Annotated in this window: 28 protein-coding genes; 10 read left to right on the top strand and 18 right to left on the bottom strand. The window is 45.3% G+C overall.

Going from position 1 to position 26,646, the window contains the following annotated elements:
- Positions 1–206, top strand: a 206-nt coding sequence (locus ACRC32_RS28965) for an aminotransferase class III-fold pyridoxal phosphate-dependent enzyme (protein ID WP_438557216.1), incomplete at its 5' end; no start/stop codon positions are given.
- A gap of 180 nt (positions 207–386) precedes the next feature.
- Entirely contained in the window at positions 387–533 is a 147-nt protein-coding gene (locus ACRC32_RS28960) for a hypothetical protein (RefSeq protein WP_438557215.1), read from the top strand.
- A 60-nt stretch (positions 534–593) separates the two neighbouring features.
- On the opposite strand, the gene ACRC32_RS28955 is transcribed toward ACRC32_RS28960, so the two are convergent.
- Positions 594–1,769: a HetZ-related protein 2 gene (locus ACRC32_RS28955; RefSeq protein ID WP_438557214.1), complete on the bottom strand. Its 1,176-nt coding sequence runs from the start codon at positions 1,767–1,769 to the stop codon at positions 594–596.
- A gap of 78 nt (positions 1,770–1,847) precedes the next feature.
- On the opposite strand from ACRC32_RS28955, the gene ACRC32_RS28950 reads away from it, so the two are divergent.
- A complete protein-coding gene (locus ACRC32_RS28950; protein ID WP_438557213.1) occupies positions 1,848–2,228 on the top strand; it encodes a response regulator in 381 nt (126 codons plus the stop codon).
- A gap of 208 nt (positions 2,229–2,436) precedes the next feature.
- Entirely contained in the window at positions 2,437–2,832 is a 396-nt protein-coding gene (locus tag ACRC32_RS28945; RefSeq protein ID WP_438557212.1) for a response regulator, read from the top strand.
- A gap of 1,184 nt (positions 2,833–4,016) precedes the next feature.
- Here ACRC32_RS28945 and ACRC32_RS28940 read toward each other — a convergent pair.
- The 8 genes from ACRC32_RS28940 to ACRC32_RS28905 form a co-directional block, all read right to left on the bottom strand.
- On the bottom strand, positions 4,017–4,922 hold the full coding sequence (locus ACRC32_RS28940) for an apolipoprotein acyltransferase (RefSeq protein ID WP_438557211.1): 906 nt from the start codon (positions 4,920–4,922) through the stop codon (positions 4,017–4,019).
- A 44-nt stretch (positions 4,923–4,966) separates the two neighbouring features.
- Positions 4,967–5,905 carry a hypothetical protein gene (locus tag ACRC32_RS28935; RefSeq protein ID WP_438557210.1) on the bottom strand — a complete coding sequence of 313 codons (939 nt, stop codon included), beginning with the start codon at positions 5,903–5,905 and terminating at the stop codon, positions 4,967–4,969.
- 49 nt (positions 5,906–5,954) lie between these two features.
- Positions 5,955–6,950: a hypothetical protein gene (locus tag ACRC32_RS28930; protein WP_438557209.1), complete on the bottom strand. Its 996-nt coding sequence runs from the start codon at positions 6,948–6,950 to the stop codon at positions 5,955–5,957.
- 46 nt (positions 6,951–6,996) lie between these two features.
- Complete coding sequence (locus tag ACRC32_RS28925) at positions 6,997–7,890, bottom strand: hypothetical protein (protein ID WP_438557208.1); 894 nt, start codon at positions 7,888–7,890, stop codon at positions 6,997–6,999.
- A 73-nt stretch (positions 7,891–7,963) separates the two neighbouring features.
- Positions 7,964–8,137, bottom strand: a complete 174-nt coding sequence (locus tag ACRC32_RS28920) for a hypothetical protein (RefSeq protein ID WP_438557207.1) — start codon at positions 8,135–8,137, stop codon at positions 7,964–7,966.
- A 481-nt stretch (positions 8,138–8,618) separates the two neighbouring features.
- Complete coding sequence (locus tag ACRC32_RS28915) at positions 8,619–8,972, bottom strand: DUF1257 domain-containing protein (protein WP_015156354.1); 354 nt, start codon at positions 8,970–8,972, stop codon at positions 8,619–8,621.
- 148 nt (positions 8,973–9,120) lie between these two features.
- Positions 9,121–10,629, bottom strand: a complete 1,509-nt coding sequence (gene ycf46 / locus ACRC32_RS28910) for a stress-responsive protein Ycf46 (protein ID WP_192158979.1) — start codon at positions 10,627–10,629, stop codon at positions 9,121–9,123.
- A gap of 81 nt (positions 10,630–10,710) precedes the next feature.
- Complete coding sequence (locus ACRC32_RS28905) at positions 10,711–11,046, bottom strand: hypothetical protein (protein ID WP_438557206.1); 336 nt, start codon at positions 11,044–11,046, stop codon at positions 10,711–10,713.
- A 264-nt stretch (positions 11,047–11,310) separates the two neighbouring features.
- On the opposite strand from ACRC32_RS28905, the gene ACRC32_RS28900 reads away from it, so the two are divergent.
- The 3 genes from ACRC32_RS28900 (at position 11,311) to ACRC32_RS28890 (ending at position 13,972) form a co-directional block, all read left to right on the top strand.
- The gene (locus tag ACRC32_RS28900; RefSeq protein WP_438557205.1) at positions 11,311–12,462 is read left to right on the top strand and encodes a UDP-sulfoquinovose synthase; all 1,152 of its coding nucleotides are present in this window, start codon (positions 11,311–11,313) and stop codon (positions 12,460–12,462) included.
- 95 nt (positions 12,463–12,557) lie between these two features.
- A complete protein-coding gene (locus tag ACRC32_RS28895) occupies positions 12,558–12,749 on the top strand; it encodes a DUF4291 family protein (RefSeq protein WP_438557204.1) in 192 nt (63 codons plus the stop codon).
- Positions 12,750–12,832: 83 nt separating this feature from the next.
- Entirely contained in the window at positions 12,833–13,972 is a 1,140-nt protein-coding gene (locus ACRC32_RS28890) for a glycosyltransferase family 4 protein (protein WP_438557203.1), read from the top strand.
- Between the two features lie 106 nt (positions 13,973–14,078).
- Here the strand turns inward: ACRC32_RS28890 and ACRC32_RS28885 are convergent, their stop codons facing one another.
- The 3 genes from ACRC32_RS28885 to radA form a co-directional block, all read right to left on the bottom strand.
- Positions 14,079–14,342 (bottom strand): DUF7219 family protein, encoded by a 264-nt coding sequence (locus ACRC32_RS28885; RefSeq protein ID WP_438557202.1) that lies wholly within the window; start codon positions 14,340–14,342, stop codon positions 14,079–14,081.
- Positions 14,343–14,445: 103 nt separating this feature from the next.
- Positions 14,446–14,625 (bottom strand): hypothetical protein, encoded by a 180-nt coding sequence (locus ACRC32_RS28880; protein ID WP_438557201.1) that lies wholly within the window; start codon positions 14,623–14,625, stop codon positions 14,446–14,448.
- A gap of 153 nt (positions 14,626–14,778) precedes the next feature.
- Positions 14,779–16,299 (bottom strand): DNA repair protein RadA, encoded by a 1,521-nt coding sequence (radA, locus tag ACRC32_RS28875; protein WP_438557200.1) that lies wholly within the window; start codon positions 16,297–16,299, stop codon positions 14,779–14,781.
- A 186-nt stretch (positions 16,300–16,485) separates the two neighbouring features.
- Between radA and rpaB the strand changes: the two genes are divergently transcribed.
- The 3 genes from rpaB to ACRC32_RS28860 all read left to right on the top strand — a co-directional run bounded on the left by rpaB (position 16,486) and on the right by ACRC32_RS28860 (position 18,714).
- Entirely contained in the window at positions 16,486–17,214 is a 729-nt protein-coding gene (gene rpaB, locus ACRC32_RS28870; RefSeq protein WP_015156346.1) for a response regulator transcription factor RpaB, read from the top strand.
- Positions 17,215–17,449: 235 nt separating this feature from the next.
- Complete coding sequence (locus ACRC32_RS28865) at positions 17,450–18,106, top strand: cofactor assembly of complex C subunit B (protein ID WP_438557217.1); 657 nt, start codon at positions 17,450–17,452, stop codon at positions 18,104–18,106.
- Between the two features lie 92 nt (positions 18,107–18,198).
- The gene (locus tag ACRC32_RS28860; RefSeq protein ID WP_438557199.1) at positions 18,199–18,714 is read left to right on the top strand and encodes a DUF456 domain-containing protein; all 516 of its coding nucleotides are present in this window, start codon (positions 18,199–18,201) and stop codon (positions 18,712–18,714) included.
- Positions 18,715–18,807: 93 nt separating this feature from the next.
- Here ACRC32_RS28860 and hypE read toward each other — a convergent pair whose 3' ends face one another.
- The 6 genes from hypE to nifJ form a co-directional block, all read right to left on the bottom strand.
- Positions 18,808–19,863 carry a hydrogenase expression/formation protein HypE gene (gene hypE, locus ACRC32_RS28855; protein WP_438557198.1) on the bottom strand — a complete coding sequence of 352 codons (1,056 nt, stop codon included), beginning with the start codon at positions 19,861–19,863 and terminating at the stop codon, positions 18,808–18,810.
- Positions 19,864–19,880: 17 nt separating this feature from the next.
- Complete coding sequence (gene hypD / locus ACRC32_RS28850; protein WP_438557197.1) at positions 19,881–21,047, bottom strand: hydrogenase formation protein HypD; 1,167 nt, start codon at positions 21,045–21,047, stop codon at positions 19,881–19,883.
- Between the two features lie 2 nt (positions 21,048–21,049).
- Positions 21,050–22,123, bottom strand: a complete 1,074-nt coding sequence (locus ACRC32_RS28845) for an ATP-dependent 6-phosphofructokinase (protein WP_438557196.1) — start codon at positions 22,121–22,123, stop codon at positions 21,050–21,052.
- Positions 22,072–22,194 carry a hypothetical protein gene (locus ACRC32_RS28840; protein WP_438557195.1) on the bottom strand — a complete coding sequence of 41 codons (123 nt, stop codon included), beginning with the start codon at positions 22,192–22,194 and terminating at the stop codon, positions 22,072–22,074. The genes ACRC32_RS28845 and ACRC32_RS28840 overlap by 52 nt, the downstream gene beginning before the upstream one ends.
- An 86-nt stretch (positions 22,195–22,280) precedes the next feature.
- Positions 22,281–23,312, bottom strand: coding sequence for a dihydroorotate dehydrogenase-like protein (locus ACRC32_RS28835; protein WP_438557194.1), 1,032 nt, complete (start codon positions 23,310–23,312; stop codon positions 22,281–22,283).
- Positions 23,313–23,357: 45 nt separating this feature from the next.
- Positions 23,358–26,646, bottom strand: a 3,289-nt coding sequence (nifJ, locus tag ACRC32_RS28830) for a pyruvate:ferredoxin (flavodoxin) oxidoreductase (protein ID WP_438557193.1), incomplete at its 5' end; no start/stop codon positions are given.

Here is a 26,646-nt window from a genome sequence, read left to right as displayed (position 1 = left end):
GGGGTTTAATTAATGGGATGGAGTTAGCTGCCGAAAGCGAAATTACAGCAGCGGATGTCGTGAAAGCGGCGCTCGCTGAAGGTTTGTTACTCGTTCCGGCAGGACCAAAAGTGCTTCGCTTCGTGCCACCCTTGATTGTGACAGCCGCAGAAGTGGACGCAGCCTTACAAATTGTCGAACGAGCGATCGCTACTGTAAACGTATAGAAGCGGTTGCCAGACAGCAGAAAAAAAGCAAAATTTTTGCTTGACTGCTGCACGAAAGGGTGGTGTACTGTTTCAAGAGAGTAGGGGAAAATAGAGAGTCGCGGAGCAAGACAAGTCACAAGTCACAATCCATCAACTCTCGCTACTCCCTGCTCCCTGCTCCCTGCTCCCTCTTACAAGGTGACCATCGCCATGACTGCCTTCATTCCTTTTGATAACACGGTTGAATTCCTCACTGCTATCTATTTTGGTTCTGTGTTTGCGATTATGGCTGTTTCTCAGTTTTGTTTAGCAGCGATTGAAACTGTTGAGGAATCGAGTAAGTAAAAAGTTATTGCCTCAAAAACTTATTGCCTCGAAAACTTGTTATCTAAAAAAATTAGTATTTTAGTTCATCCCACTTCGCACGATTTGGGCTACTAAGCAAAGTTTATTCCATTCGCTAGTAATTTGATTTAACTTGCGGTTGAGACTGTAGGCGATCGCATCTAAATTTTTGCCAGACTTTCTTAACTCTACAACCTGGCGCTGCCTCGGGGTTAGTTGCTCCCAAAATTCCTGCCATTGCTTAGGTGTCAAACCGAAACTGTGTTCTTCTAAACTCGTTCCCAGCCAATGACCCACTAGTTCTGGATGATGTTTTAATCCAAATACTTTCACGGCATGGTAGACAATTTTTTCCCGCAGTCGATAGACTTCTTTGACTGATAAATTTAACTGTTGGGCGATCGCTTCTTGAGACCTACCTTGCAAGTATAGTTCTAACCATTGCGCGGCAGTTTCTCCCAAATTGTTAGTTAAATAGTTGCTAAATTCCGATTGCACGAGATGTCTTGCTGCGTACTGTTCGGCTTGGTTTTGACTGTCTTGATACACGCTGACCGATCGCACGTCGATCGCGCTCCAAGTGCGATCGCTATCATCAGAAAGGAATTCGTCAGACAGTAGTTTGAGAATTCTGCGTTCTGGAACTTGTGTGACTCCTCCCATCTGCGTCCGGCGAAGAAAATTGACAAAGCGATGCACAATTAAAGGTCGATTGTGAATCGGGCGCAAACAATATTCTTCTACAGTAGTTAATAGCAAGGCAGTTCGCAGTCTCATATCGTCAGTACACGCCGCAATCCAAGCTGTTTGTTGTTGCAAATAGCGATCGCGCTGCAATAAATCTTGGATAATTTCTTGCAAAACATCAACGACTGCCCGACGGCGATCGCTACCCAAAGCAACGAGGGCGTGAATTTTATTTCGCAGTAGTACTAAACTGCACAAACGTATTGTCAAGCGGTGATATGCCTGCTGAGGTGAAACCCCTAAATATCGCTGTTTGAGGATGCGAAAGCGGTATTCCATAGCTTGCTGTGCTATAGATAACTGAAGAGAATTGTACGCTTGATAGCGTTCTGTATCTTCGCCAATCAGCCAACGGACTATGCTTTCTCGGGCAGTATCGCTTTGCGCCGGACATTCTTGAGTGAGACGCAAACGCCATTCTTGGGAAATTTCCGCCGCTGTAGCTAGATGGCGATCGCGCTCCGCCACGTTTACTTGTATAGTTTGCATATCACCCTGCCGTGTGTTGAACTATCTTCTTAAATAGCGAGCGATGGGGAAATTTATGCAGGGATTGGAGTAGTTCACATGTCAACAAAACGCATCTTAGTCATTGATGATGAAGAATTAATTCAAGAAGTCATCCAAGGTAGCTTAGAGGATGTGGGTGGTTGGGAAGTTTTGCTTGCCAGATCGGGACGTGAAGGTTTGTTAATTGCCGCGTCTCAACCCCTAGATGCAATTTTGCTTGATGTCTCGATGCCAGAGATGGACGGAGTAGAAACCTTACAAAAACTGCGATCGCAGCCGGATACTCAAGCTATTCCGGTAATTTTTTTGACTGCCAAGGTACAGCCTGCGGACAAGGCTCATTTTTCCCAATTAGGCGTTACAGGCATGATTGCTAAGCCTTTCGATCCGATGACGCTGACAGCAGAGATAGTGGAAATTATGGACTGGCAACTATAGAGTGTAATTTTGTAAACTTCAAAACTTCTTCAAATCTCCTTTCTATAGTGGAGCCATTCGTCTGTCAGTAGCATGAGAATTGAAGCGCTTTATCTTGGCTGCAATTCTTAAATCAACTTTTAATAAATTCAAAACATTTACAGCCTTTTGCTGTAAATGCCTTATAACTAGACGACTTAATCGAATGAAAACGCAAGCAGTTCAGATAATGAAACGAACCAGCAGCACACGAATTTTGGCGATCGATGATGAGCCGATTATCCTTGAAATCGTGCAAGGCTGCTTGGAAGATTTAGCAGGATGGGACGTTCTCATCGCTAAGTCAGGAGAGGAGGGACTCAGAAAAGCCATTGAGGAAAAACCAGACGCGATCGTGTTGGACATGATGATGCCAGAAATGGATGGATTGGGATTTCTCCGCCGACTGAGAAGCGATAGTAAAATCCAATCTATTCCAGTCATTCTGTTAACAGTTGAGGAAGAGTTTACCGATCGACGCTGGAGATCTGTCTTAAACTTAGCGGCTGTATTAACTAAGCCTTTCGATCCATACCAACTCATAGAGCAAATTAGCACTGCTATAGATCGGAATGAAGAGAATTAGCAAGATCGCATTTCTGCGTTAAGCATCAAGACTCAGCGATGAGAAATAGCTTCTACATCAGCCAAGTTTACCAGCGTTAGATCTTGGAGATCCACCAACCCCCGATGAATTGGAGGCTTACAATTCCCCCTGTTTTCAGCAAGTTGGAATTCCTCCTTTAGAAGGGAGGGGGGATCGAGATCTAAAAATACAATTGCGTAACTCCTAAGATTTTTTCTGTGTGGTTCAGAACTTACAGTACGCCGATTGGCAGGGCGCACAGATGTACGCTTTAATGTAACGGATTTTAACCAAATATTGCCTTGCGTAAACATTTGAACGCTCTTCAAATATTCTTCAAATCTTCTTCATACGCTGAAACCATCAACCTCCAAGAATCACACTTACAAATAGCAGTGGAAACCAATATGAAATTAAGCACGCCTAGCTGCCTTTGCTGTTCGCACCAACTTCTACGCCACGTTCGCAAGCAGCAAATAGTTTGGTTTTGTTGCCAGTGTCGGCAAGAAATGCCTGCGGCAACTTATATGACAACTCATACTATCTCTTATAAAAATAATTCACTTGCCTTAAGTGTTGGCGCAAGTTAACACTATAAGCGCGATCGCCGCAAACAGCTAATGCCCAATAAGTCAATGTTAATAAACAGCAAGTTTAAGATAACTGGAAATAACACTGATTAATGTCTTACCAGGTTATTTCCTCAACGAATGCATTTATGAAGGTACAAACACTATCATCTATCGTGCCTTAAAACAGTCAGATTTTTCTACATTTATTATTAGAACGAATAAAGCTGAGTACCCTTCTCTTGATGAAGTAACTCGCTTACGTCATGAGTATAAAATCCTCAAAAATCTGTCAAAAGTAAAAGGAATTGTCAAAGCTTATAGCTTAGAGAACGATCGCATATATTTAGCGCGAAACATCTGGACTGTAACTTCAGCAAGTAGATAGTCCATTGTCTATTGCGGGATAGGTATTTTGCCTATCCCTAGACAAGTGAATATTAAGTTTTTTAAAGCTCAATCTTCAGATCTTCTTCAAATCTTTTTTGTAAGCTTTAATAGTTATCTCTAATACCTAACCTGCATTTTATAATGCGAGCCTCCAGTTCAGGGGGCTTTTTTTTAGGCAAGCTTCAAATAGCGTCGTCAACTAGACGAAGGGAAATTGGATTTTTTCTAAGGAATAAACTTCTTTAATATCTCATAAGTATCTTCAATTATTCCCAGAGCTACATTTAAACCTACATTAGTGGCTTCTACGCCCTCAGTCATGGTATCTTTAGCAGTCTCAGCTGTATCACCACTTTTATCAACAAAGCCGCTCAGTTTATCCATCATTTTTTCTAGATCTTTTGCCGTATCCATCAGTTTATCAAAGACTTCTTCTTGAGTTTCTTTATATTTAGAGATTGCATCTTCAGTTGTATCTGATGTCGATTCTTGCAAATCTTTGCTTTTCTCAGTTAGTTGCTCTATTACATCCTCAACCTGAGTTGCAAATTCGCTGACTAATTCGGCAATTGCTGGAGCAGATTCATCTTTAATATGCGATTCAAACTCTGAAGCTCGTTCTTCTAAATCAGATTGGTGACTCTCTAGGCGATCGGATACATCATTTTGGAGAAAGTCTTCCTGCTCTGAAAACTGTTCCTCTAACTCTGTGGCAACTTCCTCTAGTTTTTCTTGAAGAGATTTAAAAACTTCTTCTACTCCCTCTAAAGTCGATTCTAGCTCGGATTTAGTCGAGTCTAAGTCTTCACCAAACGAACTAATTTCTGTTTTGGTAGCTTCGTTTTCTTCGTTAGTTTCATTTTGCCAAGTTTCTACATTTTCCTTGAGCTGAGTGACTTCTTGACTGAGCGATTCAGCTTCTTCGCTCAAATCTTCCTTAGCGCTATTAATTCGTTCTAATAAAGATTGAGCGCGATCGCTTAATGTCTGCCAGTGGCTATCCATTTGTTCGGAAACCTGGGCAATTTGTTCTCGCAAGCCTGTTAATTCTGACTGTGCTTGCTCGGCTTCACCTAATAATTCTGTCAGTTTAGTTACTGTTTCTATTGCAGTTGTTTCAAAATCAGCCACGATTTACCTCGATTATAGTTTTAATATAGTTTCACCCAATTACTTTAGCCAAAATCTATTCCCAGGCTTTCGGCTACATCTTTCACAGCTTCAACTCCGTCTTTAAGCGGATCGATAAACTCATCAAGCTGGTCGAATAATGGCTTTAATGCTTTACGAGCAATAGAAGCATCTTCGCTAGAACCAAAAATCTTCTGACTCATCTTTTCTACAGAATCTGTCACGTTTTTAACGGCTTCTGTAATTAATTCTTTCAGTTCTGCTTGAATTTTTTCTTGAGCTTGATTTAATAGATCGTCCGTTTCACCTTTGACAGTTTGCGTACTTAAGTTATTTAAATTAGTAGTAAATTCTTGATGTAAGTCAAGAAAAGTATCTGCCATAACTTGAATCTTTTCGCCAACTTCTCCTTGTGACTTCTCCATATCTTCAGTAAATTGCTCGATCTGTTCGCTAAGAGCAGATTTTAATTCTTCTAGCTTTTCTTGGAAAGTTTCTACTTCTTTACTGGTTGCTTCTACAGCAGAAGTTAATTTGTCTTGACCGGATTGAATTTTTTCTTGAGCTTGTGTTAGCGTGTTTTGAGTTGCTTCACCCGTACTTTCAGTTGTAGAACTACTTTCATCCAAATGTTCTTTGAGTTCTGAAATTTTGCCTTGAGTCGTTTCAATTTCGCTACTGAGTTGTCCTTGAGCCTCAGAGATAAATTCGGTTAAAGATTCAACTCCACTTTCAAGTTCGGCAATTTCGCTTTCAAGTTGAGATTGATGCTCTGTAGCTTCCTCTTTTAATTCGGTTAGTGCAGTTTGAATTTGTTCGAGAATTTCCGCAATCTGCTCTTGCTTTTCTTCAATATTGCTAACCAGGCGATCGGCTTCTGCTTGGACTTCCGATGATAGTTGTACTAAACCATCTAGTTTTTCAGGAAATACACTCGCCATTTGAGATAAAGATGCCAGGGTTTGTCCTAATTGTTCGTTCATATTTTAGACTTTCAATAGTTGAGACGCGATCGATGAGTTGAAAACAGCGTTAGAATATATCGACACAATCCAAAACTGCTTTGATCGCTCCGGTAGCAACCTTGGCAGCAGCTAACGCTGGTAAGATAGGACTCAGCGCACCTGTTACAGACGAACCTGTTGTCATCATCATGATGTTTTCCGCTACTTCTTCAATCATTCCTTCTACAACTTCCTGAATCGCATTCTCAAAGGATTCTTGTAGCTCGTTCTTGAGGTTATCTTCTACGTGTTCGCTAGTATTTTCTAGAATTTCGGTCAATCGTTCTTTGAGTTCGTCAGCAAATTCAGTAACTTGTTCGTTAAAATCTCCAAAAGATTCGCTGAAATTATTTTCTAATTCCTCAAAACCAGAGGTGATTTTGTCTAGCTGCTCTCCGGTGAGTTTATCGCTGTATTCGCTAAAAGCTTTTTCAAGATTAGAAGTTTGAGTATCGCTTATCTCATTTACTACTTCTTCAAATTTTGATTCCAACTCACTTTGGAATGCTTCAATCTGTTCCTGAAGTTCTTCGATCGCCTCAGTTAAACTATCAAAGTTTTCCTGAGCTTCTGTTTGACCTTCGCCTACAGAGTCTTCAGTATTAGAAATTGTATCTTCTAAACTCTTAAACGCTTCTTTTAATTCTTCTAAACTTGATTCTAACTCTGATTTATTCTCGTTAATTTCTGATTCAAAATTAGTCTGAGCTTCTTCTACAGATTGAGTAACTTCATCTAATTTTCCTTGAATGCCTGTCATTGCTTGTTGCAAAGCATCGAGTTCGGCTTTCGTTTCTGCTTCGGAACTATTAAATTCCTCTAAAGCCGTCTGCAAAGATTCTGCTAAAGTTTCAATATTTGTACTAACACTTTCGGCAGATTCATCTAAAGTTTCAGTTTCAGTTTCTAGCTCGGAACAAACTTCTTCCATCTGCGTACAAGCCGTTTCGAGAATACCTAATAGTTCCTCTAGCTTCTCACTAGCTTCATCAACGTCACGCCCAAAATCTAGAACTTGTGCCATGCTGTATTATCCTTGTTTTGAATTTAGCCAAAATAAAAGTTATCGACTAGCCTAAGATTTTATCGACCATATCTAGAACTGGTTCGATTTTTTCGACAATATCAGTGACTTCACCAACCTTGTCCAAAATCTCATCTATTTTGCCATCTAATGCATCGTTTACCTCATCTCCTGCATCTTGCAAATGCGATGTGGCTTCGGTAATTTTCTCGGCTGAACTCGTTAGTTCACCCATAACTTCTTCGACAAACTTTTGCGTCATTGCTGATAATATGTCCTGAGAAGTTGAATCTAAGCTACTCTCAACTGCACTGATTTTGTCTTTTTTCTCGTTAGCTACGTCAGTGAAGTCACTTGTTAGTGATTCGAGCTGATTTTGTAGTTTTTCTGTCAAAGCTGCAAAGTCTTCTAAAACAGAGGATTTGCGATCGCCAAAACGACTTTCTGCATCCTCAACTTTGCCGTGAAACTGCTCGATCTGCTCTTTTGCTGTTGCTAAATGCTTCTCTGCTTCTTGCTCGACTTCCTCCACGAGCTTCGATAGCTCTTCAAAACCCGATTTGGTTGTCTCGGTTTCCTGCTCCACTTCCGAAAGCATTTCTTCCTTCCGGTTCTTTAACTCTTCTAGTTGTTCGCCAATCTGCTCGATTTTTGCTTCTGTTTGAGATTGCAGTTCGCCTACCTTTTGCTGTAAATTGCTGAAGCCCTGCTTAGCAGCTTCCATTTCGCTCTCTAAGTTTTGTTCGGCAGCTTCTAGTTCGTCACTGAGAGCATCAAACTTAGTAAATGCTTCCTCAGCGATGGAAGCGAGATTAGCCGCTAAATTGGTGGCAAATTCTAAAATTTGAGTGACTTGCTCGCTAGCTTGTTCTGCCGATTGAGTCAGTACTTGCGATCTTTGTTCGCACCGATCTAGTAAGTCGTTAATGTTATCTGCCATTTTTGCTCAAGCCTTGAGTTGACGTGAATTTTTGATAGAGCGATTTGTTTATGTAATTTTCAGCACTAAAGTTTTACAGCGATCGCGATCGCTGTATGCCAGTAGCAAATGTTGATAGGTGTGTCAGTAATAACGCTTTATAGCGATCCACATCTGTTACAGCAGATTCCGTAATCGAGCGAAAAAACTCGTTGAGAGGTGCTGCACCTTGAGTGAAATCTAGATACCCATACAAAAACTGTCGCATGAGTCTAAAAATTTTCTCTCAATGCGATCGCTCATTGCCCTACTGATTTATTCGGTTGTATTTGATTGTATTCAATTATGATGTATACAATTTTCCTAACATTTATAAAACTCAGTAGATATACTGAAATTTAAGCTTCAAAATACTATTAAAATACGAAAATATTATAGATAGTACAGCTAGCAACAATAATTTAAGATTTGATTTCAGCATAGCCATAGCTCAAGAAAATAAATCTAAAATAAAAACTAAAAAACGGAAGAAATGCCCGTTTACTTGCTAAAGCATCGCTTCCGAATAATACTTATACTATTAGTAATTTTTTGTTAGTAATAATTGACTAGTCTATAGCAGTCTTATTTGAGGTGTGGAATTCAGGCTTGTGGTGGACATTGCCCACCCCCTACTGGAAATGACAAAAAAAAGGGGTTAACCCCTTTTAAATCTGGTTAACCCGCAAGCTTGGGAACGCGCAGAGAACTTATTTTTGCACGACCAATTTGACATTGGCATTTTGCAGACCGCGCTGCTTGACTTCTGCCAAGGTCTTATTTACTGCATACTTTTGGTTGATGGAGTTGATTAACTCGGTTTGGTTGTGCTTCTTAGCAACACCCCACAGGTCAGCGATTAGATCGAAAGAACCATCGCTGTTGCGAGACCAACCCAGATCGTATTCGCCTTCTAGAACTGCTACGATGTCAGAGCGAACGCGCTGACCGTTGTAACCACGGACATCAGCTTCGGTCTTAACATTAATTCCTAAGTCGCGCAGAGAAGTCTTGAGGATTTCTGCATCGGTGATTTTTGTACGCAGAGTGCTAAAGTGAGACATTTGGGATTCCTCCTAAAGGATAGTAACGATAAACGACAACGGTTTAGCTTAGTTAATGTCGCCGCAGTCTTGGGATGGGATATGCGGCTTAGGTAATCTACTAGCTGGGCGGCTAGCCTTTCCCCCTGTGAACGTAGGAGAAAGCTTTTTAAAACTCCATGCGCTGATACTCAGCTACGGAGGATGCTGCGGGTCTAGCACGCTGTCTTGCCCAATCTCTCAGAGCCGTTACTTGCTCGGTCATTGTCCGAGAGAGTGGTAGCGTTGCTTTAATTGCAGCAATAATATCTAGTTGGGTAAACTCTCGATCTTGAGCAAAAGCATCGTACATCGCGGCGATTAATGCTTGCTCGATCTCTGCACCAGAGAAACCGTCAGCAATTTTTGCTAGCTGATCGAGGTCGAAGCGGGATAGATCGCGTTTGCGCTTGAGCAGGTGAATGCTGAATATATCTTTGCGCTCCTCTGCAGTTGGCAGATCGACAAAGAATATTTCGTCAAATCTTCCCTTACGTAAAAACTCCCCAGGCAGCCTTTCTACGCGGTTGGCTGTTGCCATCACGAATACAGGAGAAGTTTTCTCTTGCATCCAGGTCAGGAAAGATCCGAAGATGCGGCTAGACGTACCACCATCAGAATCGGCTGAACCTGCTGTACCTGCAAAGGCTTTATCTAACTCATCAATAAATAAAATTGTCGGCGAAATCGATTCGGCGGTTTTGAGGGCGTTGCGTAGGTTAGCCTCAGAGCGACCTACCATCGAGCCGTCATAAACTCGCCCCATATCTAATCTCAACAGGGGCAGACCCCACAAGCGAGATGTCGTTTTAGCGATCAAAGATTTACCACACCCAGGAACCCCTAAAATTAGCATTCCCTTCGGCTGAGGCAGACCGTATTCTCTCGCTCTTTCAGTAAAAGCATTGGAGCGTTGTTTGAGCCAGCGTTTTAGTTCTTCTAAACCACCAACGGCATCGATTGTGGCATCCTCTTCAATGTATTCTAAAATGCCGTTGCGCCGGATTAATTGCTTTTTCTCGGATAAGACGACTTCTACTTCATTTTCTGATAGTTGCCCCGCTGTTACCTGAGCTTTGCGGTAGACTTTTTCTGACTCATCTCGCGTTAAGCCTAAAGCTGCTTTTAATAATTTCTCTCTGGCATCTGTTGTCAGCCGTCGTCCGCGATTTTGCTCTAACTGCCGCTCTAATACTTGGTTCAATTCTGCCAAATCGGGTAGCGGGAAGTCTAGTACGACAACTTCTTTCTCTAACTCGATTGGAACCTGCTGCATCGGAGACATCAGAACAATCGTCTTCTGCGTGCCTTTAAAGCTGGCGATCGCATCTCGCAGCCATCTCGTCGTTACTGGTGCGTCAATAAAGGGGTGTAAATCCTTAAATATGAATATGCTCGGCTCTCGTTGGCGGATCACCCACTCGATCGCTGCTTCTGGAGATACGGTATTATGCTGCGTGACGTGGCGTGGCTGACCGTGTTCTACGATTCCGTGCGTCACCGTCCAGATGAATATTCGGCGCTGTGGTCTTAACTGGGCGATCGTTGCTATTGCTTGTTCAGCCCGCTCTTCCTCAGAGGTCACAAGGTATATCAGCGGGTATTGAGCTTGTATGAGAATATTTAGCTCTTCTTTCATTGCCTTTGACCTTACTTTTGACCCTAAAGATAGTACGGACAGCGCTTCGGATTCAGCTTTGATGAATCAGTTTCAATGAAATTAGTGGCTGGCGAGGGCTAGTTGCCCTTCTTGTACTGTTGCTTCAGCAGCAACTCTTGCCGGCTTGGACTGCTCTATTACCCCCGGCTGATCCTTGAGGGATACTAGTTCGCCTTCGTTCAATGCCACCGTTGTTGCACATTCAGGACATGCATAAACTCTGTGCGTGTTGCCGTATGACTCTGCTTCGTCTATCAACTCTTGGTGAGATAAATAAAAAGCGAGCGCGCGGGCAGCAAGTTCTGACATTGGTTCCGAGTCGATCGCGGCTCTGATTTTGAGCCGCCGATGCAGTTCAGGCGTTAAATACAGCGTAACTTTTTGCTTAGCTTGCATATTTTTTTCAATCGTCTTACCCGGGTATGTATATCACGTTATCGGTTTACTCCCATAGTGTCAAGACAGCGTAGCGTTTTGACGGCATAAATGTAACATTTTTTAACAAAAATCCGAAAATTCAAATAGGAGGTAAGAGGCAAGAGGCAAGAGGCTTTTATTGGTTAGGCAATTGTACAGAAAATATACTCCTTATTTAGGACGCAAAAGGGGGACACAAACCTGGTAGATTTAGCGAATATCAGCGAGTAACACGCACAGACGATGAAAGTATTGGTTATTGGTGGCGATGGCTATTGCGGTTGGGCAACCGCGCTCTACTTATCCAATCGAGGTTACGAGGTTGGGATTCTAGACAGCATGGTACGGAGGCACTGGGATCTCGAACTTGGAGTAGATACCCTGACACCGATCGCAACGATTCAGCATCGGATTCAAAGGTGGCAAGACCTCACAGGTAAAAAGATCGATTTGTTTGTCGGCGATATTACCAACTACGATTTTTTGAGCAAAACGCTGCACCAATTTGAACCGGAAGCGATCGTTCACTTTGGCGAACAGCGTTCCGCACCTTTTTCCATGATCGATCGCGAACACGCCGTACTGACGCAGGTGAATAATGTCGTTGGAACGCTGAATATACTCTATGCCATGCGCGATAGTTTCCCCGACTGTCACTTGGTCAAGCTGGGAACAATGGGCGAATACGGCACGCCTAACATCGACATTGAAGAAGGGTACATTACGATCGAACACAACGGGCGCAAGGATACCTTACCCTATCCAAAGCAGCCAGGTAGTATGTACCACCTGAGCAAAGTCCATGACAGCCACAACATTCACTTTGCCTGTAAAATTTGGGGCTTACGCGCTACAGATTTGAACCAAGGCGTAGTGTATGGGGTGCTGACAGAAGAGACGGGCATGGACGAGATGCTGATCAATCGCCTCGACTACGATGGGGTGTTTGGTACGGCGCTGAACCGTTTCTGTATTCAAGCAGCGATCGGACATCCGCTGACAGTATATGGTAAAGGCGGGCAGACCCGTGGCTTTTTAGATATTCGGGATACGGTGCGCTGTGTCGAACTAGCGATCGCAAATCCGGCTAATTCTGGTGAATTCCGCGTCTTCAACCAATTCACCGAACTATTTAGCGTCGGCGACTTGGCTGTCATGGTGCAAAAAGCTGGCAATGCGCTGGGACTGAAAGTCGAAGTCAACAATCTCGATAATCCCAGAATCGAGCGGGAAGAACACTATTTCAATGCTAAAAATACCAACTTGCTGAGTCTCGGCTTGCAACCGCATTTCCTCTCAGAAGCATTGCTTGATTCTCTGCTTAATTTTGCGGTCAAGTACCAAGATCGTGTCGATGAAAAACACATTCTGCCCAAGGTTTCTTGGAGAAGATAGTTGCTGGTAATTGGTAATTGGTAGTTGGTGGTTGGTAGTTAGGTTGGAGAATCCGCTTGTCCCATAATACGTAGTCGAGGGAGAGGGTTGTTTCAATGTCACTGGTGACAGAACTTTACCGATCGCAGCTCGACCAATTGCCTAAGTCGGGAAATCATATTGTGGCGCAATATGATGACCGCTCCATTGTGGTATACCAAGCTTATCGCCCAGCTATCGGTCGTTTTGCTGCCGAACATGGCTATTTTGGCGGAGAATTTAAATTTGAGCAACTGTCTATCTTGTGAGCGATCCCAACATTGCTAAGAAATTGAGATTATCGGAAAATACTTGCTGGTAACTCTCCCCAGCCTCTAGCTCCTCAATAAGTATGAAAATTGCTTTATTTACAGAAACCTTCCTACCCAAGGTTGACGGTATTGTCACGCGGTTGCGTCACACGGTCGAACATTTACAACGTAATGGCGATCGAGTTTTAGTCGTTGCTCCTGAAGGGGGGATTACAGAGTATAAAGGGGCGAAAGTCTATGGTGTTTCGGGTTTCCCTTTACCACTGTATCCAGAGTTAAAAATGGCATTACCACGCCCCGCGATCGGTCACGAACTGGAGAGATTTCAACCCGATATCGTTCATGTAGTCAACCCCGCAGTGCTAGGACTATCGGGGTTATTTTATGCCAAAGTGCTAAAAATTCCTCTTGTTGCCTCGTATCACACTCATTTACCGCAGTATTTACAGCACTACGGACTAGGAATGTTGGAAGGCTTGCTGTGGGAATTGCTCAAAACCGCTCACAATCAAGCAGAATTAAATTTGTGTACTTCAACGGCAATGGTAGAAGAACTATCTAGCCACGGAATCCAACGAGTAGACTTGTGGCAGCGGGGAGTCGATACGGAGATATTTCATCCCGATCTAGCTTGCGAACAAATGCGATCGCGGCTGTCTCAAGGTCATCCCGATAGTCCCTTGTTACTCTACGTCGGTCGTCTGTCGGCGGAAAAAGAAATTGAACGGATTAAACCCGTATTAGAGGCAATTCCAGAGGCGCGCTTAGCTTTGGTAGGAGATGGACCTCATCGTTTAGCTTTAGAGAAACATTTTGCGGGAACGAATACTCACTTTGTCGGCTATCTCACGGGTAGAGACCTTGGTGCAGCGTTTGCGTCGGCGGATGCGTTTCTGTTTCCTTCGCGGACTGAGACGCTGGGACTAGTTTTACTTGAGGCAATGGCGGCTGGCTGTCCTGTAGTTGCGGCAAATTCAGGCGGAATTGTCGATATTGTCACATCTGGAGTCAATGGTTATTTATTTGACCCCAAAGACGAACAAGGGGCGATCGCCGCAACTTTACATCTGTTAGAGCAAAAACAGGAGCGAGAAACTATTCGTCAAAATGCCCGATCGGAGGCTGAACGCTGGGGATGGGCGGCGGCTACCTGTCAGTTGCAAGCATATTATCAGATGGTAGAGTCAAAGCGTCTAGCACAGAATGTCTTGGTGGGTTAATCAAAAATGTAGAGACGTTACATGTAACGTCTCTACATGAAGAAACTTTTCACATATTCAACTCTTAAAACTGCTCCCTACTCCCTGCTCCCTGCTCCCTGCTATATTAGCTATCTTTTTGCTCTTCGTCATTTTGAAATGGGTTTTCACCAATTCCTAACTCTTTTTTCGAGCGTTTGAGTTGTTTCCACAAGTCGCGAATTTTTTTGTATGCTTCATCTGGAGGAATTTTTCCGGCAGTTTCTAAGTTACAGATGTAACTGACATCCTGGGCGAATTCTTGGAGATTGGCGTTAAAGACTAAATTTTCAGGCTGTACTTTGCCGTAGTAACGACTGCGAGGATGCAGAAAGTCAGAACTGTTTACCATAATGACAAGAACTCTCCATAGAAATTTACATAACTCATTCTGTGTATCACGAAAGCCGAGCGTCAACTACAGCAATATTACGGAAACTTAGTTTGTGGTTCTATTAATCTTTGGAGTTTTGACTGAACCACGCTAAGGGTTTGGTTATGTGGCGATCGCTCGATCGAGCGCGAGAGAGCGTATCGATCGCTAGTTTATATTTTTTCACATTCAGCCCGACTTTGCGATCTACCACAAGTTCAACGTTGGATCGCGATCGACGATAGTAGCGGGAGTGACGCATTTGAAGTTTCAGATCTCGATCCCCCAACCCCCTTAAAAAGGGGGCATTAATCCCCTCGTTTGAGGAAAATCCCAAAAACTTAAATTTAAGATATTTGTTTCCCCTTATATCTTAGAAAAGGGGGTTGGAGGATCGAGCGATCGCATCTGAATACTATTCCTCTTCTAAGTCTAAGTCTGGGAACGATTGTGGGGGGATTGCCGCGATAATGGCATCGAGTACCTTGGCGACAGGAATAATCTCCAGATCTACGTCAGGATAAGGTTGCCCTTTGGGTACAATTGCCCGCTTAAATCCTAGTTTAGCAGCTTCTTTCAGGCGCAATTCCATTTGAGAAACGGGGCGGACTTGTCCACCCAACCCGACTTCTCCAATCAAGACAGTGCGCTGATCGACAATGCGATCGCGGAAAGAAGCGACTACGGCGATCGCGACTCCCAGATCTACGGCTGGTTCTTCCACGCTTAAGCCACCAGCAGAGGCGACATAGGCATCCAGTTTAGATAAAGGAATGCCAACTCGTTTTTCTAACACTGCCAAAATTTGCAGTAAACGGCTGTAGTCTATCCCCGTGGTAGAACGACGGGGTGAAGCATAGCTGGTGGGACTGACCAAGGCTTGTAACTCTACCACAATCGGGCGCGTGCCTTCGCAAGCAACGACAATTGCCGTCCCTGGTGAAGGATCGTCGCGGCTACCGAGAAATAATTCTGAGGGGTTGGCGACTTCCCGCAACCCGCGATCGATCATTTCAAAGATGCCAATTTCATGAGTAGCGCCAAAGCGATTCTTGACTGTGCGTAACAACCGATGGGAGGCGAAGCGATCGCCTTCAAAATAAAGTACTGTATCTACCAAATGTTCTAAAACTTTGGGACCCGCGATCGCACCTTCTTTGGTAACGTGTCCCACAATTAACATCGTAATATCTTCCCGTTTTGCTACTTGCATCAGGGCTGAGGTACATTCTCGCACCTGTGCCACCGAGCCAGGGGCGGAAGTTAAGGCGGGAAAATAGACGGTTTGGATACTGTCGATTACAGCTACATTGGGTTTGAGCGAATCGACTTCCCTCAGTATTTCTTCGAGATCCGTTTCTGGCAAAACGTATAAATCGGCTCTTGCACTACCATTGTTAACTAAATGACCGTTAGGCGATTGGTTTTGAGGCTGGGGATCTGATTCCTCTATAGAGTTTTGAAATTTAGATACACCCAAACGAGAAGCGCGTAACTTCACTTGCTGTCCCGACTCTTCACCGCAAACGTAGAGAATGCGATAGTTTTGGGCAAGTTGGTTAGAAACCTGTAGTAACAAAGTCGATTTGCCAATCCCCGGATCGCCGCCGATCAAAACCATAGAACCTGGTACAATACCACCACCGAGTACTCGGTCGAGTTCGTCATAGCCAGAACACCAGCGGCTCACTTGGCGATCGCTAATTTGGTCGAAAGTTAGAGAAGCGCGGGGTTTTGCGGCTTTAGCGATCGATTTACCATTGCTTTGCGGCGTTTGCTGCCAGCTAACCCCACGAGTTGGTAGCGTCCCGAGAGTTGTACTCGTAATTTGTTCTTCTAAGGAATTGTAAGTCCCGCAGGCAGGACACTTACCAAACCACTGAGGCGACTCTGCGCCACATTCATTGCAAACGAAATAGGTACGGGGTTTGGGCATTCGTTTAGTGCTTTTGTTGCGTTAAGTTAAATTTTGTTGGCAAAACCGCAAATATTAAAAAACCTTGAAAGTAAGTGAGTGCGAGAATTTCGGCTAATTTACGTGGATTGAATGGGATAAGATCTTCATGTAATAGTACTAAAAATTAAAATTCAAAAATGTTGGTTTTAAGGAGCGTTGGTCAATTTGGAAAGTCATAAAGAAAAAATCCTAGTCGTGGATGACGAAGCCAGCATTCGGCGGATCTTAGAAACGCGGCTGTCGATGATTGGTTACGATGTCGTGACAGCAGCAGACGGCGAGGAAGCTTTGGATACATTTCGCAAAGCCGATCCAGATTTGGTTGTCTTGGACGTGATGATGCCGAAGTTAGATGGCTACGGCGTGTGTCAAGAGCTACGCAAGGAATCAGATGTACCAATTATTATGCTAACAGCCCTGGGCGATGTCGCCGATCGGATCACCGGACTGGAATTAGGTGCGGATGATTACGTAGTCAAGCCATTTTCCCCGAAAGAACTGGAAGCACGCATTCGCTCGGTATTGCGACGGGTAGATAAAACAGGTGCTTCGGGAATTCCCAGCTCTGGCGTGATCCAAGTAGGAAGTATCAAAATTGACACGAACAAGCGACAGGTTTACAAAGGAGACGAGCGGATTCGATTAACTGGAATGGAATTTAGCTTGCTAGAGCTGTTAGTCAGCCGTTCGGGGGAAGCCTTTTCGCGATCGGAAATCTTGCAGGAAGTTTGGGGCTATACGCCCGAACGACATGTAGACACTCGCGTAGTAGACGTGCATATCTCGCGACTGCGGGCGAAGTTAGAAGACGACCCTAGTAACCCAGAGTTGATCCTTACCGCTAGAGGCACGGGTTATCTATTCCAACGGATTATCGAACCAGGAGAGGAGTAAATGTTGGTAGATAGTGGTTAATTTGGGAGACAGGGAAGACAAGGGAGACAAGGAAGCAGAGGACAAGAGAGTCGCCCAGCAGCGATCGGGAGCTGAGGGAGAGAATACACTCACTACGATGCAGCTTCCGACGCGGAGGAACCAGACGCTCCCGTCTGCAACACCCGACGCCGCACTCACTACACCCTACACCCCACACCCCACACCCTATCTTCACGCACCACGCACCACTAAAATGGCTAAACCCGATCCAAATCGAATTGTGCGGCTAATACCCCTCGTGGTAGGAGGATTAGGTGCTGTGTTGCTGTTGGTCAATCGGTTGCTGACACCGGAACTGACAGTGACTCAGGCACGGTCGGATGTTTTGGGAGCAATTGTCAGTGCGGTGCTAATTTTGACTGGCTTACTTTGGCAGCAAGTCGCACCACGCCTGCCGGATGCGGTAGAAGTGGTGGGCGAGCAAAAGTTCGAGTTGGCTCCAGACTTGCCCGAAACAGTCAAGACAGAACTAGCTTGGGCATCTTATCTTTTACTGACAAATACCGTCACGCGATCGCTGATCGTGTTTTATCAGGGAAAAGTTTTGCTGCGGCGCGGCATCTTACCAGAGAAAGCTGAAGTGACTCCAGGGGCGATCGTCCAACGGGTGCTGGAAAAACACAAACCAGTTTACTTAGTGGCTTTGGGCGTTTACCCAGGACGATTTGAATTTGACTACTTGCCAGAAAACACCCAAGGAGTCATTTGTCAGCCCATCGGTCAGCAAGGCGTAATGATTTTGGGTGCAAATGCTCCCCGCAGCTATACCAAGCAAGACGAAACCTGGATCGCTGGTATTGCTGACAAGTTAGACGTTACTCTAAATGAGGGAGTCGGGAGTCGGGAGTAGGGAGTCGGGAAAAAGTCAAAAGTCAAAATTTCCCTCTAAACCCTTGCCTTTCATCCCTCACTCCTCACCCCTCACCCCTCACTCCTCTAATCATGCTAACTCTCTATTGGTTATTAGTTGCCCTGATGGTTGTCGGTGTAATTGGGGCAGTGGTTCCAGGGATTCCTGGGACGAGTTTGATTTTAGTCGCGATCGCAATTTGGGGTGTGGTGCAAGGTTCTTTTGGTAGCATTGCCGTACCTCTAATTATGACGGTGGTGGTATTGGCGCTTAGCGTCGGCATCGATCTGCTGGCTACCTTCTGGGGAGCGAAACGCGCTGGAGCCAGTAAATGGGGACAGATTGGTGCGGTTGTTGGTTTGCTATTGGGTATTTTTGGTTTATTGCCTGCTTTGCCGTTTGGTGGTCCCTTGTTAGGAATTTTGCTCGGACCTTTGTTAGGAGCAATTATCGGCGAGTATATTTATCAACGCGATCTTAAACGAGCCTTGAAAGCTGGAATCGGAATTGTCGTCGGTTCTCTGGTGGGAAATTTGATTCAGGGGTTATTGGCAATCGTGGCAGTCGGCTTTTTTCTCTATGCCACGCTACCACAAGTGATGGGATGATCGGACAGTAGGGAGCAAAGATAGCGATCGCGGCTATTGAGCAAATTTGGATGAGCAAATTTGGATGAGCAAATTCGGATGAGCAAATTCGGATTAGCAGATTCGTGGTAGTTGTTCTCCGCTTAACATATCGACAATGCGTTGAGCGCCAATTTTACTCTTCATCGTGACAAAACCAGATATTTTGCGTTCGGTAACACTGCCAATAATTTGAGCAGATTTTCCTAAAGGATGCGATCGCATAATTTTTATTGCTTTTTGGGCAAATTCTGGTGGCACAAAAGCGACGAATCTTCCTTCGTTTGCTACATAAAGCGGATCGAAACCGAGGATTTCACACGCTCCTTGCACTTCCTCACTTATGGGGATGGCACTTTCATCAATTTCAATTTTGACGCAGGCAGCTTGGGCAATTTCATTTAGAGCGCTCGATAAACCACCACGAGTCAAATCGCGCAAACAGTGAATTTCAAGTTCAGCTTCTAGCAATTTCAGTACCAAACTTGCTAGCGGTGCTGCATCGCTCTCGATGGTAGTTTCAAAGGCTAAACCCTCTCTCTGGGTCATAATCGCAATGCCGTGACGACCGAGATCGCCATTGAGGAGCAGCACATCTCCAGGCTGAATTGATTGGGGGGCGATCGCCTGGTCATGCTCGATAATTCCAACACCAGCTGTATTGATGAAAATGCCGTCTCCCTTGCCTTTATCCACAACCTTTGTATCGCCAGTTACGATCTGCACGTTGGCTGTCTGAGCTGCTTGTTGCATCGATTGCACCACCCGCCAAAGTGTTTCCATTGATAGTCCTTCTTCCAAAATAAACCCAGCACTTAAATACAGCGGACGCGCTCCGCTCATCGCCAGATCGTTGACAGTGCCGTTAACTGCCAGCATTCCGATATCGCCGCCTGGAAAAAATAGGGGTTGAACTACATAGGAATCAGTGGTGAAAGCAATTCTGTGACTTGTGAGGTGAATTTCGGCAGCATCATGTGGCGCGCGATCGCTATGGCTAAATGTCGCCAAAAACATTTGTGAAATCAACTGATGCATTAACCTTCCACCACCCCCATGCGCCAGTAGAACGCGGGGATACTTGTCAATTGGGATGGGACAAGACAGGATAAAGTCTTTGGATTCGCTCACTTTCAACTCCTGTTTATCTACTCGTGCGCTCCCTGCTCCCTGCTATACACCACCGCTCGCTGCCGATAACGATAATATGCCGCACAAGCCCCTTCTGAGGAAACCATCGGCGCACCCAGGGGATGTTCTGGCGTACAGCGATCGCCAAAAGCAGGGCATTCGTAGGGTTTTTTGATGCCTTGTAAGATCGCTCCACTGATACATTCGGTAGATTCGGCGATGCTCCGAAAGAGCAATGCTTCGCCGATCGCGTAGTTAGAAATATCAAAACGCTTTTGGGCATCAAATTGGGCATATTTATCGCGTAAACCCAAACCACTTTGAGGAATTTCACCAATCCCGCGCCATTGCCGAGGCACGACCTCAAATACTTCATGAATCAGTTGTTGAGCAGTTTCATTCCCACTGCGCCGCACCGAACGAGCGTACTGATTTTCCAGTTGCGATCGCCCCGATTCTAACTGCTGAACGCACATATACACCCCTTGTAGGATGTCTAGCGGTTCAAATCCCGTGACGACAATCGGAATGCGATATTTCTGTACGAGCGGTTCGTACTGGGTGTATCCCATCACCGTGCAGACATGACCGGCTGCTAAAAATCCTTGAACTTGATTATGAGGTGAGTCAAGAATCACCTTCATCGCTGGCGGAACTAACACGTGAGAAACCAGTAAGGAGAAATTTTTAACTTCCTGTCGCGCAGCTTGGTAAACCGCCATCGCTGTAGCGGGTGCGGTGGTTTCAAACCCCACAGCGAAGAAAACAACTTGTTTGTGTGGATGAGCTTGAGCGATTTTGAGCGCATCAAGCGGAGAATAGACAATGCGAATATCTCCCCCCATTGCCTTAACTGCCAACAAATCTTTCTCCCTCTCCTCTACTCCCCTGCTCCCTGGAACTCGCAACATATCTCCAAACGAACAGAAAATAACTTCGGGATGGGAAGCGATCGCGATCGCCCGATCGATTAATTCCACAGGCGTGACGCAGACGGGACAACCAGGTCCGTGAATTAAGGTAATTTCTGGGGGTAAAAGTTCATCTATGCCAAATTTGACAATAGAATGGGTCTGACCACCGCAGATTTCCATAATTGTCCAAGGTTGGGTAGTAATGGCAGCGATCGCCCGCGCGTATTGCCCAGCAGCATCAGCATCTCGGTATTCGTCAACGAACTTCATTGTTATCCATCCCCCACGTAAATCCCCATACAGCGAGCGGTTTGTACGAGATAGTTATCAGGTGCTACAGGCAAAGGACTTCGAGCGACAACATCGGCGATCGGAACATCTACAACTCGTCCATTTTGCCAAGCCACCATTTGACCGTATTGTTCCCGCGCAATTAAATCTACTGCTGCCTTACCAAAAACTGTTGCTGTCAAGCGGTCTAAAGCCGATGGTATACCACCGCGCTGAATATGCCCTAAGATCGAAACCCGAACGTCAAGGCGATCGGTAAGGGTGTTGTAGGATTTGATTTGATTGGCAATGTACTGTCCCATGCCGCACTCTAAAGAGGCAAAATTTTGTGTTTCTGCAATAGAACTATCGTTAGCAGTTTTAGCACCTTCAGCAACAACAACGATCGCAAATTTTCGTCCCCAGCGATCGCGCAGTTCGTTAATTTGATGGCAAACTCCGTCAATCGAGTAAGGAATTTCGGGAATGAGAATACAATCTGCTCCGCCTGCAATCCCAGCATGGAGTGCTAGATGCCCTGCTGTGCGTCCCATAACTTCCACAACCATGACGCGATCGTGACTGGCAGCTGTAAAAGTCAGACGATTCAAAGCATCAACAATCGTATTGACAGCCGTATCAAACCCGATTGCTCGTTCCGTAAGTGCCACATCGTTATCGATTGTCTTGGGAATCGCGACAAGATTCCAGTTTCCTTGACAAGCGAGTTGGTGGAGAATGGCGAGACTACCATCGCCACCGATCGCAATTAAGGCATCTAACGCCAACGCCCGATGACTAGCAATAATTTCACTCGCATGAGCTAGCGTGTCTCCTTTATTAATCGATCCTAAAATCGTGCCACCCATACTCAGCAAAGGATCGATTCCGCGTAAATCTAAGCCATGCAAATTGAGTGACGTCGTCTTGCGCTCCAATAACCCTTGGGTAGCGTAAGGAATCCCCAGCACTTCCCAATCGTGTTGTAGTTTGGCATGGCTGACAACAGCCCGAATCGCACAATTCAACCCAGGGCAGTCACCGCCACTGGTAAGAATACCAATTCGTTTTTGCATAGGGTAATAGGTAATGGGTAATGGGTAATGGGTAATGGATAATTGGTAGTTGGTAATTTGTCATTTGTCATTTGTCATTTGTCATTTGTGGTAATTGATAAATAGTTGTTATTAGTTTTGACTTTTGACTTTTGACTTTTGACTTCTGACTTTTCTATTACCCAAAATAATGAGATGTATCGAAAACTCGCTCCCATTCTGGTTTGTAGGTTTGGAGCGATCGCATGTATTGGGCGCGTTCAAAGGCACTTTTGTCGGGACAATTTTTCTGACTCATGCTTCCTTGTAGTTGCCGCACGGATTCATACTCGTGTTCTACCATCCATTCACGCATTTCCTGCTCGATCGCGCGGATCTGGTCGATCCCATGCCGTAGCAACACCGAACAAAGCATCGTGATGTTAGCTCCTGCCATCAGCAATTTGATGGCATCCTGCCCTTTGTAAATACCGCTCGTTGCAGCCAAACTAGCATTGATGCGAGCGTAGAGAATTGCAATCCAACGCATCGGTAAACGCATGGACTGCGGAGTACTCAAAAGCACGTTTGGTTCAACCTCTAGGGTTTTGAGGTTGATGTCTGGCTGATAGAAGCGATTGAACAAAACGAGAGCATTTGCCCCTGCGTTGTCCAAACGTCGAGCCATATTTGCCATGTTGGTAAAATAGGGACTGAGTTTGATTGCTACGGGAATTGTCACGGCGGCTTTAACCGATCGCAAAATCTCGATGTAGGTTTGCTCGATCTGTTCGCCTGTCAAGTCCATGTCTGTAGGGACGCAATATACATTCAATTCCAGTCCGTCTGCTCCTGCTTGCTGGATTTGTCTGGCATAGTTAGTCCAACCGCCAACAGATGAACCGTTGAGACTAGCAATGAGAGGAATATTGATTTTCTCCTTTGCCCTTTGAATATGGTTTAGATATTCTTCCGAGCCGACTCGAAAGCTGTGGGGTTCTGGGAAATAGGTTAGAGCTTCAGGATAGCTTTCAGTCCCATGCGTCAAGTGGTGGTGCAGTTCGTAGCGCTCTTGGCGTAATTGTTCTTCAAAGAGGGAATGCATCACAACAGCTGCCGCGCCCGCATCTTCCATTCGCTTGATATTGTCGATATCTTCAGAAAGGGGTGAGGCTGAAGGTACGAGGGGCGATCGCAATTGTAACCCCATGTAAGTTGTAGTTAAGTCCATTTGTCTCCCTCCTAAAACCTTGAAGTTAGGAAAAGAACTTGAGATCTAATGAATAGTTTCAGGCGATCGCGCAGCTAGATATTCGTACAAGCGCCAACGAGCATTGACATCTTGCTGTGCCTCTGATAGTAACTGTTTAGCTGCGTCCGGCTTACTCTTGGTCAGCATCTTGAAGCGGTTTTCCAGATACATATATTGCTCTACCGGGAGTTTCGGAGCGTGGGAATCAAGTTGGAGCGGGTTTTCTCCCTGCTGAATCCGGTCAGGGTTAAAACGATACAACAGCCAGCGCCCTGAATCTACCGCAGCCTTTTGATTTTGCATCGCTGTTGCCATATTGATGCCGTGGGCGATGCAATGGCTGTAGGCAATAATCAACGATGGACCTTCGTAAGCTTCAGCTTCTAAAAAGGCTCTAAGTGTATGCTCGTCTCTTGCGCCCATTGCGACGCTAGCAACGTAGACATTCCCGTAAGTCATGGCGATTAAACCCAAATCTTTTTTGGGTGCGGGTTTACCACCAGCAGCAAATTTAGCTACTGCTCCCTTGGGGGTAGCTTTAGACATTTGCCCCCCAGTGTTGGAATAAACCTCTGTATCGAGAACGAGGATATTCACATTACGCCCGCTCGCCAGGACGTGATCGAGTCCACCAAAGCCAATATCATAAGCCCAACCGTCACCGCCAATAATCCAGACGCTCTTTTTCACTAGGTAGTCAGCTAGGGATTTGAGATTTTGGATTTTGGATTGGTAATTGGTAGTTGGTAGTTGGTAAGAAAGTGGTGCGTGGTGCGTGGTGCGTGGTGCGTGATAAGAGATCGTTTCTTCCCCAACTCCCCCAGATCCCCCAGCTCTCTTCTCCCCTGCTCCCTGCTCCCTGCTCCCTGCTCCCTGACTCTTTAATAATTCGTCTAATCTCTGCTTGAGTAATTCAACTCTTTGACGTTGTTCGTGGATGTCTGCTTCATCCTGTTGTTCGGCAGTGAGGATGCTCGTCGCTAGTTCTTCACCTACTGCTGGTGCTAGCTGGCGGAGTAATTCGCTAGCAATTTCTGTTTGTTTGTCGATCGCAACGCGAAAGCCCAAACCAAATTCGGCATTATCCTCAAACAAGGAGTTTGACCAAGCAGGACCCCGCCCCTCGGCGTTGTGCGTCCAAGGTGTAGTAGGTAAGTTACCACCGTAGATCGAAGAACAACCAGTGGCGTTGGCAATGACGGCGCGATCGCCAAATAATTGACTGACTAACTTTAGATAGGGTGTTTCTCCACAACCCGCACAAGCGCCAGAAAATTCAAATAACGGCTCTTGCATTTGCTGCTGATTAATCTTATGCAGTTTCAATTGAGTGCGATCGGGATTGGGAAGATTTAAAAAGAAATTCCAGTTTTCCCTTTCCTGTTCCCGCAACGGTTGTTGCGGTTGCATATTAATTGCTTTCAGTTTTGGTTGTGACTTGTTTTTAGCTGGGCAAACATCCACGCAGATGCCACAGCCCGTACAGTCTTCCGGTGCAACTTGGATTGTAAATTTTAAACCTTGCCAATCATGCTCCCTAGCATTGCTACTCTTAAAAGTGGCTGGAGCAGTTTCTAGTTGCTGCGGTTCGTAAACTTTGCTGCGAATAACGCTGTGGGGACATACCATCACGCACTTACCACACTGGACGCATACATCTGAATCCCAAACTGGGATTTCCTGGGCAATATTGCGTTTTTCCCACTTCGATGTTCCACTGGGATAAGTTCCGTCTACGGGCATTGCACTCACTGGTAGCTCGTCACCCTCCCGCGCCATCATTTTTCCTAAAACATCTCGGACAAAAGCTGGGGCTGAATTGATAGTTGGTAGTTGGTAGTTGGTGGTTGGTAGTTGGTTTTCGCTATGATTTATTGTTAGCGAGCCATAATCAACTTCATGCAGGTGTGTTAGGGTTTCATCCACTGCATGGATGTTCATCTGGACGATTTCATCGCCTTTCTTGCCGTAGGTTTTGCGGATAGATTGCTTAATTTGGGCGATCGCTTCATCTTTTGGTAGCACGCCAGAAAGAGCAAAGAAGCAAACTTGCATAACGGTGTTAATTCTTCCACCCATCCCTGCGTTGCGGGCAACTTGGTAGCCATTAATGACATAAAATTTCAGCTGCTTTTGCACAATTTGGGTTTGGAGCGATCGCGGTAAATAATTCCACACCTCATCTGCGGAGTAGGGACTGTTGAGCAAGAAAGTACCACCAGAGACGCTCTCTTTGAGTAATGGAAATTTCTCGATAAACTCCCACTGATGACAAGCAACAAAGTTAGCTCGATTGACTAAATACGTGGAGCGAATTGGCTGCGGTCCAAATCGTAAATGAGAAACTGTCACTGAACCTGATTTTTTGGAATCGTAGACAAAATAGCCTTGAGCGTAGTTTTCTGTTTGTTCGCCGATAATTTTGATGGAATTCTTATTGGCTCCTACAGTCCCGTCTGCACCTAATCCATAAAAGATGGCTCGCACTACACGATCTGATTCAATCGAAAACTCAGGATCGTATGACAGGCTTGTGTGAGTGATATCGTCGTTGATACCGATGGTAAAGTGATTTTTTGGTTCGGTTGCTGCCAAGTTATCGAAAACCACTTGAATCATCGCTGGAGTAAATTCCTTGGATGATAAGCCGTAACGTCCACCGATAATTTGGGGAGTCGGGAGGAGCCAGTCGCTTGCGGGGGTTCCCCCGCTCTTGCGAACTGGCGTTCGGGAATCGGGAATCGGAAGCAATAGTTCTCCCCTGCCCCTCTGCCCCTCTGCCCCTCTGCTCCTCTGCTCCTCTGCATATTCGCACAGAGCGGTGACAACATCCTGATACAAAGGTTCGCCTGCTGCGCCTGGTTCTTTGGTGCGGTCTAAAACTGCGATCGCTTTGACTGTTGCAGGTAACGCTTCTACAAATCTTTTGGCATCAAAGGGGCGATAGAGTCGGACTTTGACGACTCCTACTTTTTCGCCATTAGCATTGAGGTAATCTACAGTTTCGTGGACGGCTTCGCAACCAGAACCCATTAAGACAATGACTCTCTCTGCTGCTGGATCGCCGTGGTATTCAAATAGTCGATATTGTCTGCCCGTCAGTTGGGCAAATTCATCCATCACCATTTGGGTAATGTCTGGGCAAGCTAGATAGAAAGGATTGACAGTTTCCCTAGCTTGAAAGTAAACGTCGGGATTTTGGGCTGTACCGCGAATCACAGGGCGATCGGGAGTTAAAGCGCGATCGCGATGGGCAAAAACTAGCTCGTCGGGAATGAGCGATCGCATGTCATCTTCTGCCAACAGTTCCACT

Origin of the sequence: Chroococcidiopsis sp. (assembly GCF_051657925.1) — a bacterium.
In the GTDB taxonomy this organism is placed as follows: Bacteria; Cyanobacteriota; Cyanobacteriia; order Cyanobacteriales; family Chroococcidiopsidaceae; genus Chroococcidiopsis.
This window is presented reverse-complemented; position numbering and strand designations above follow the sequence as displayed.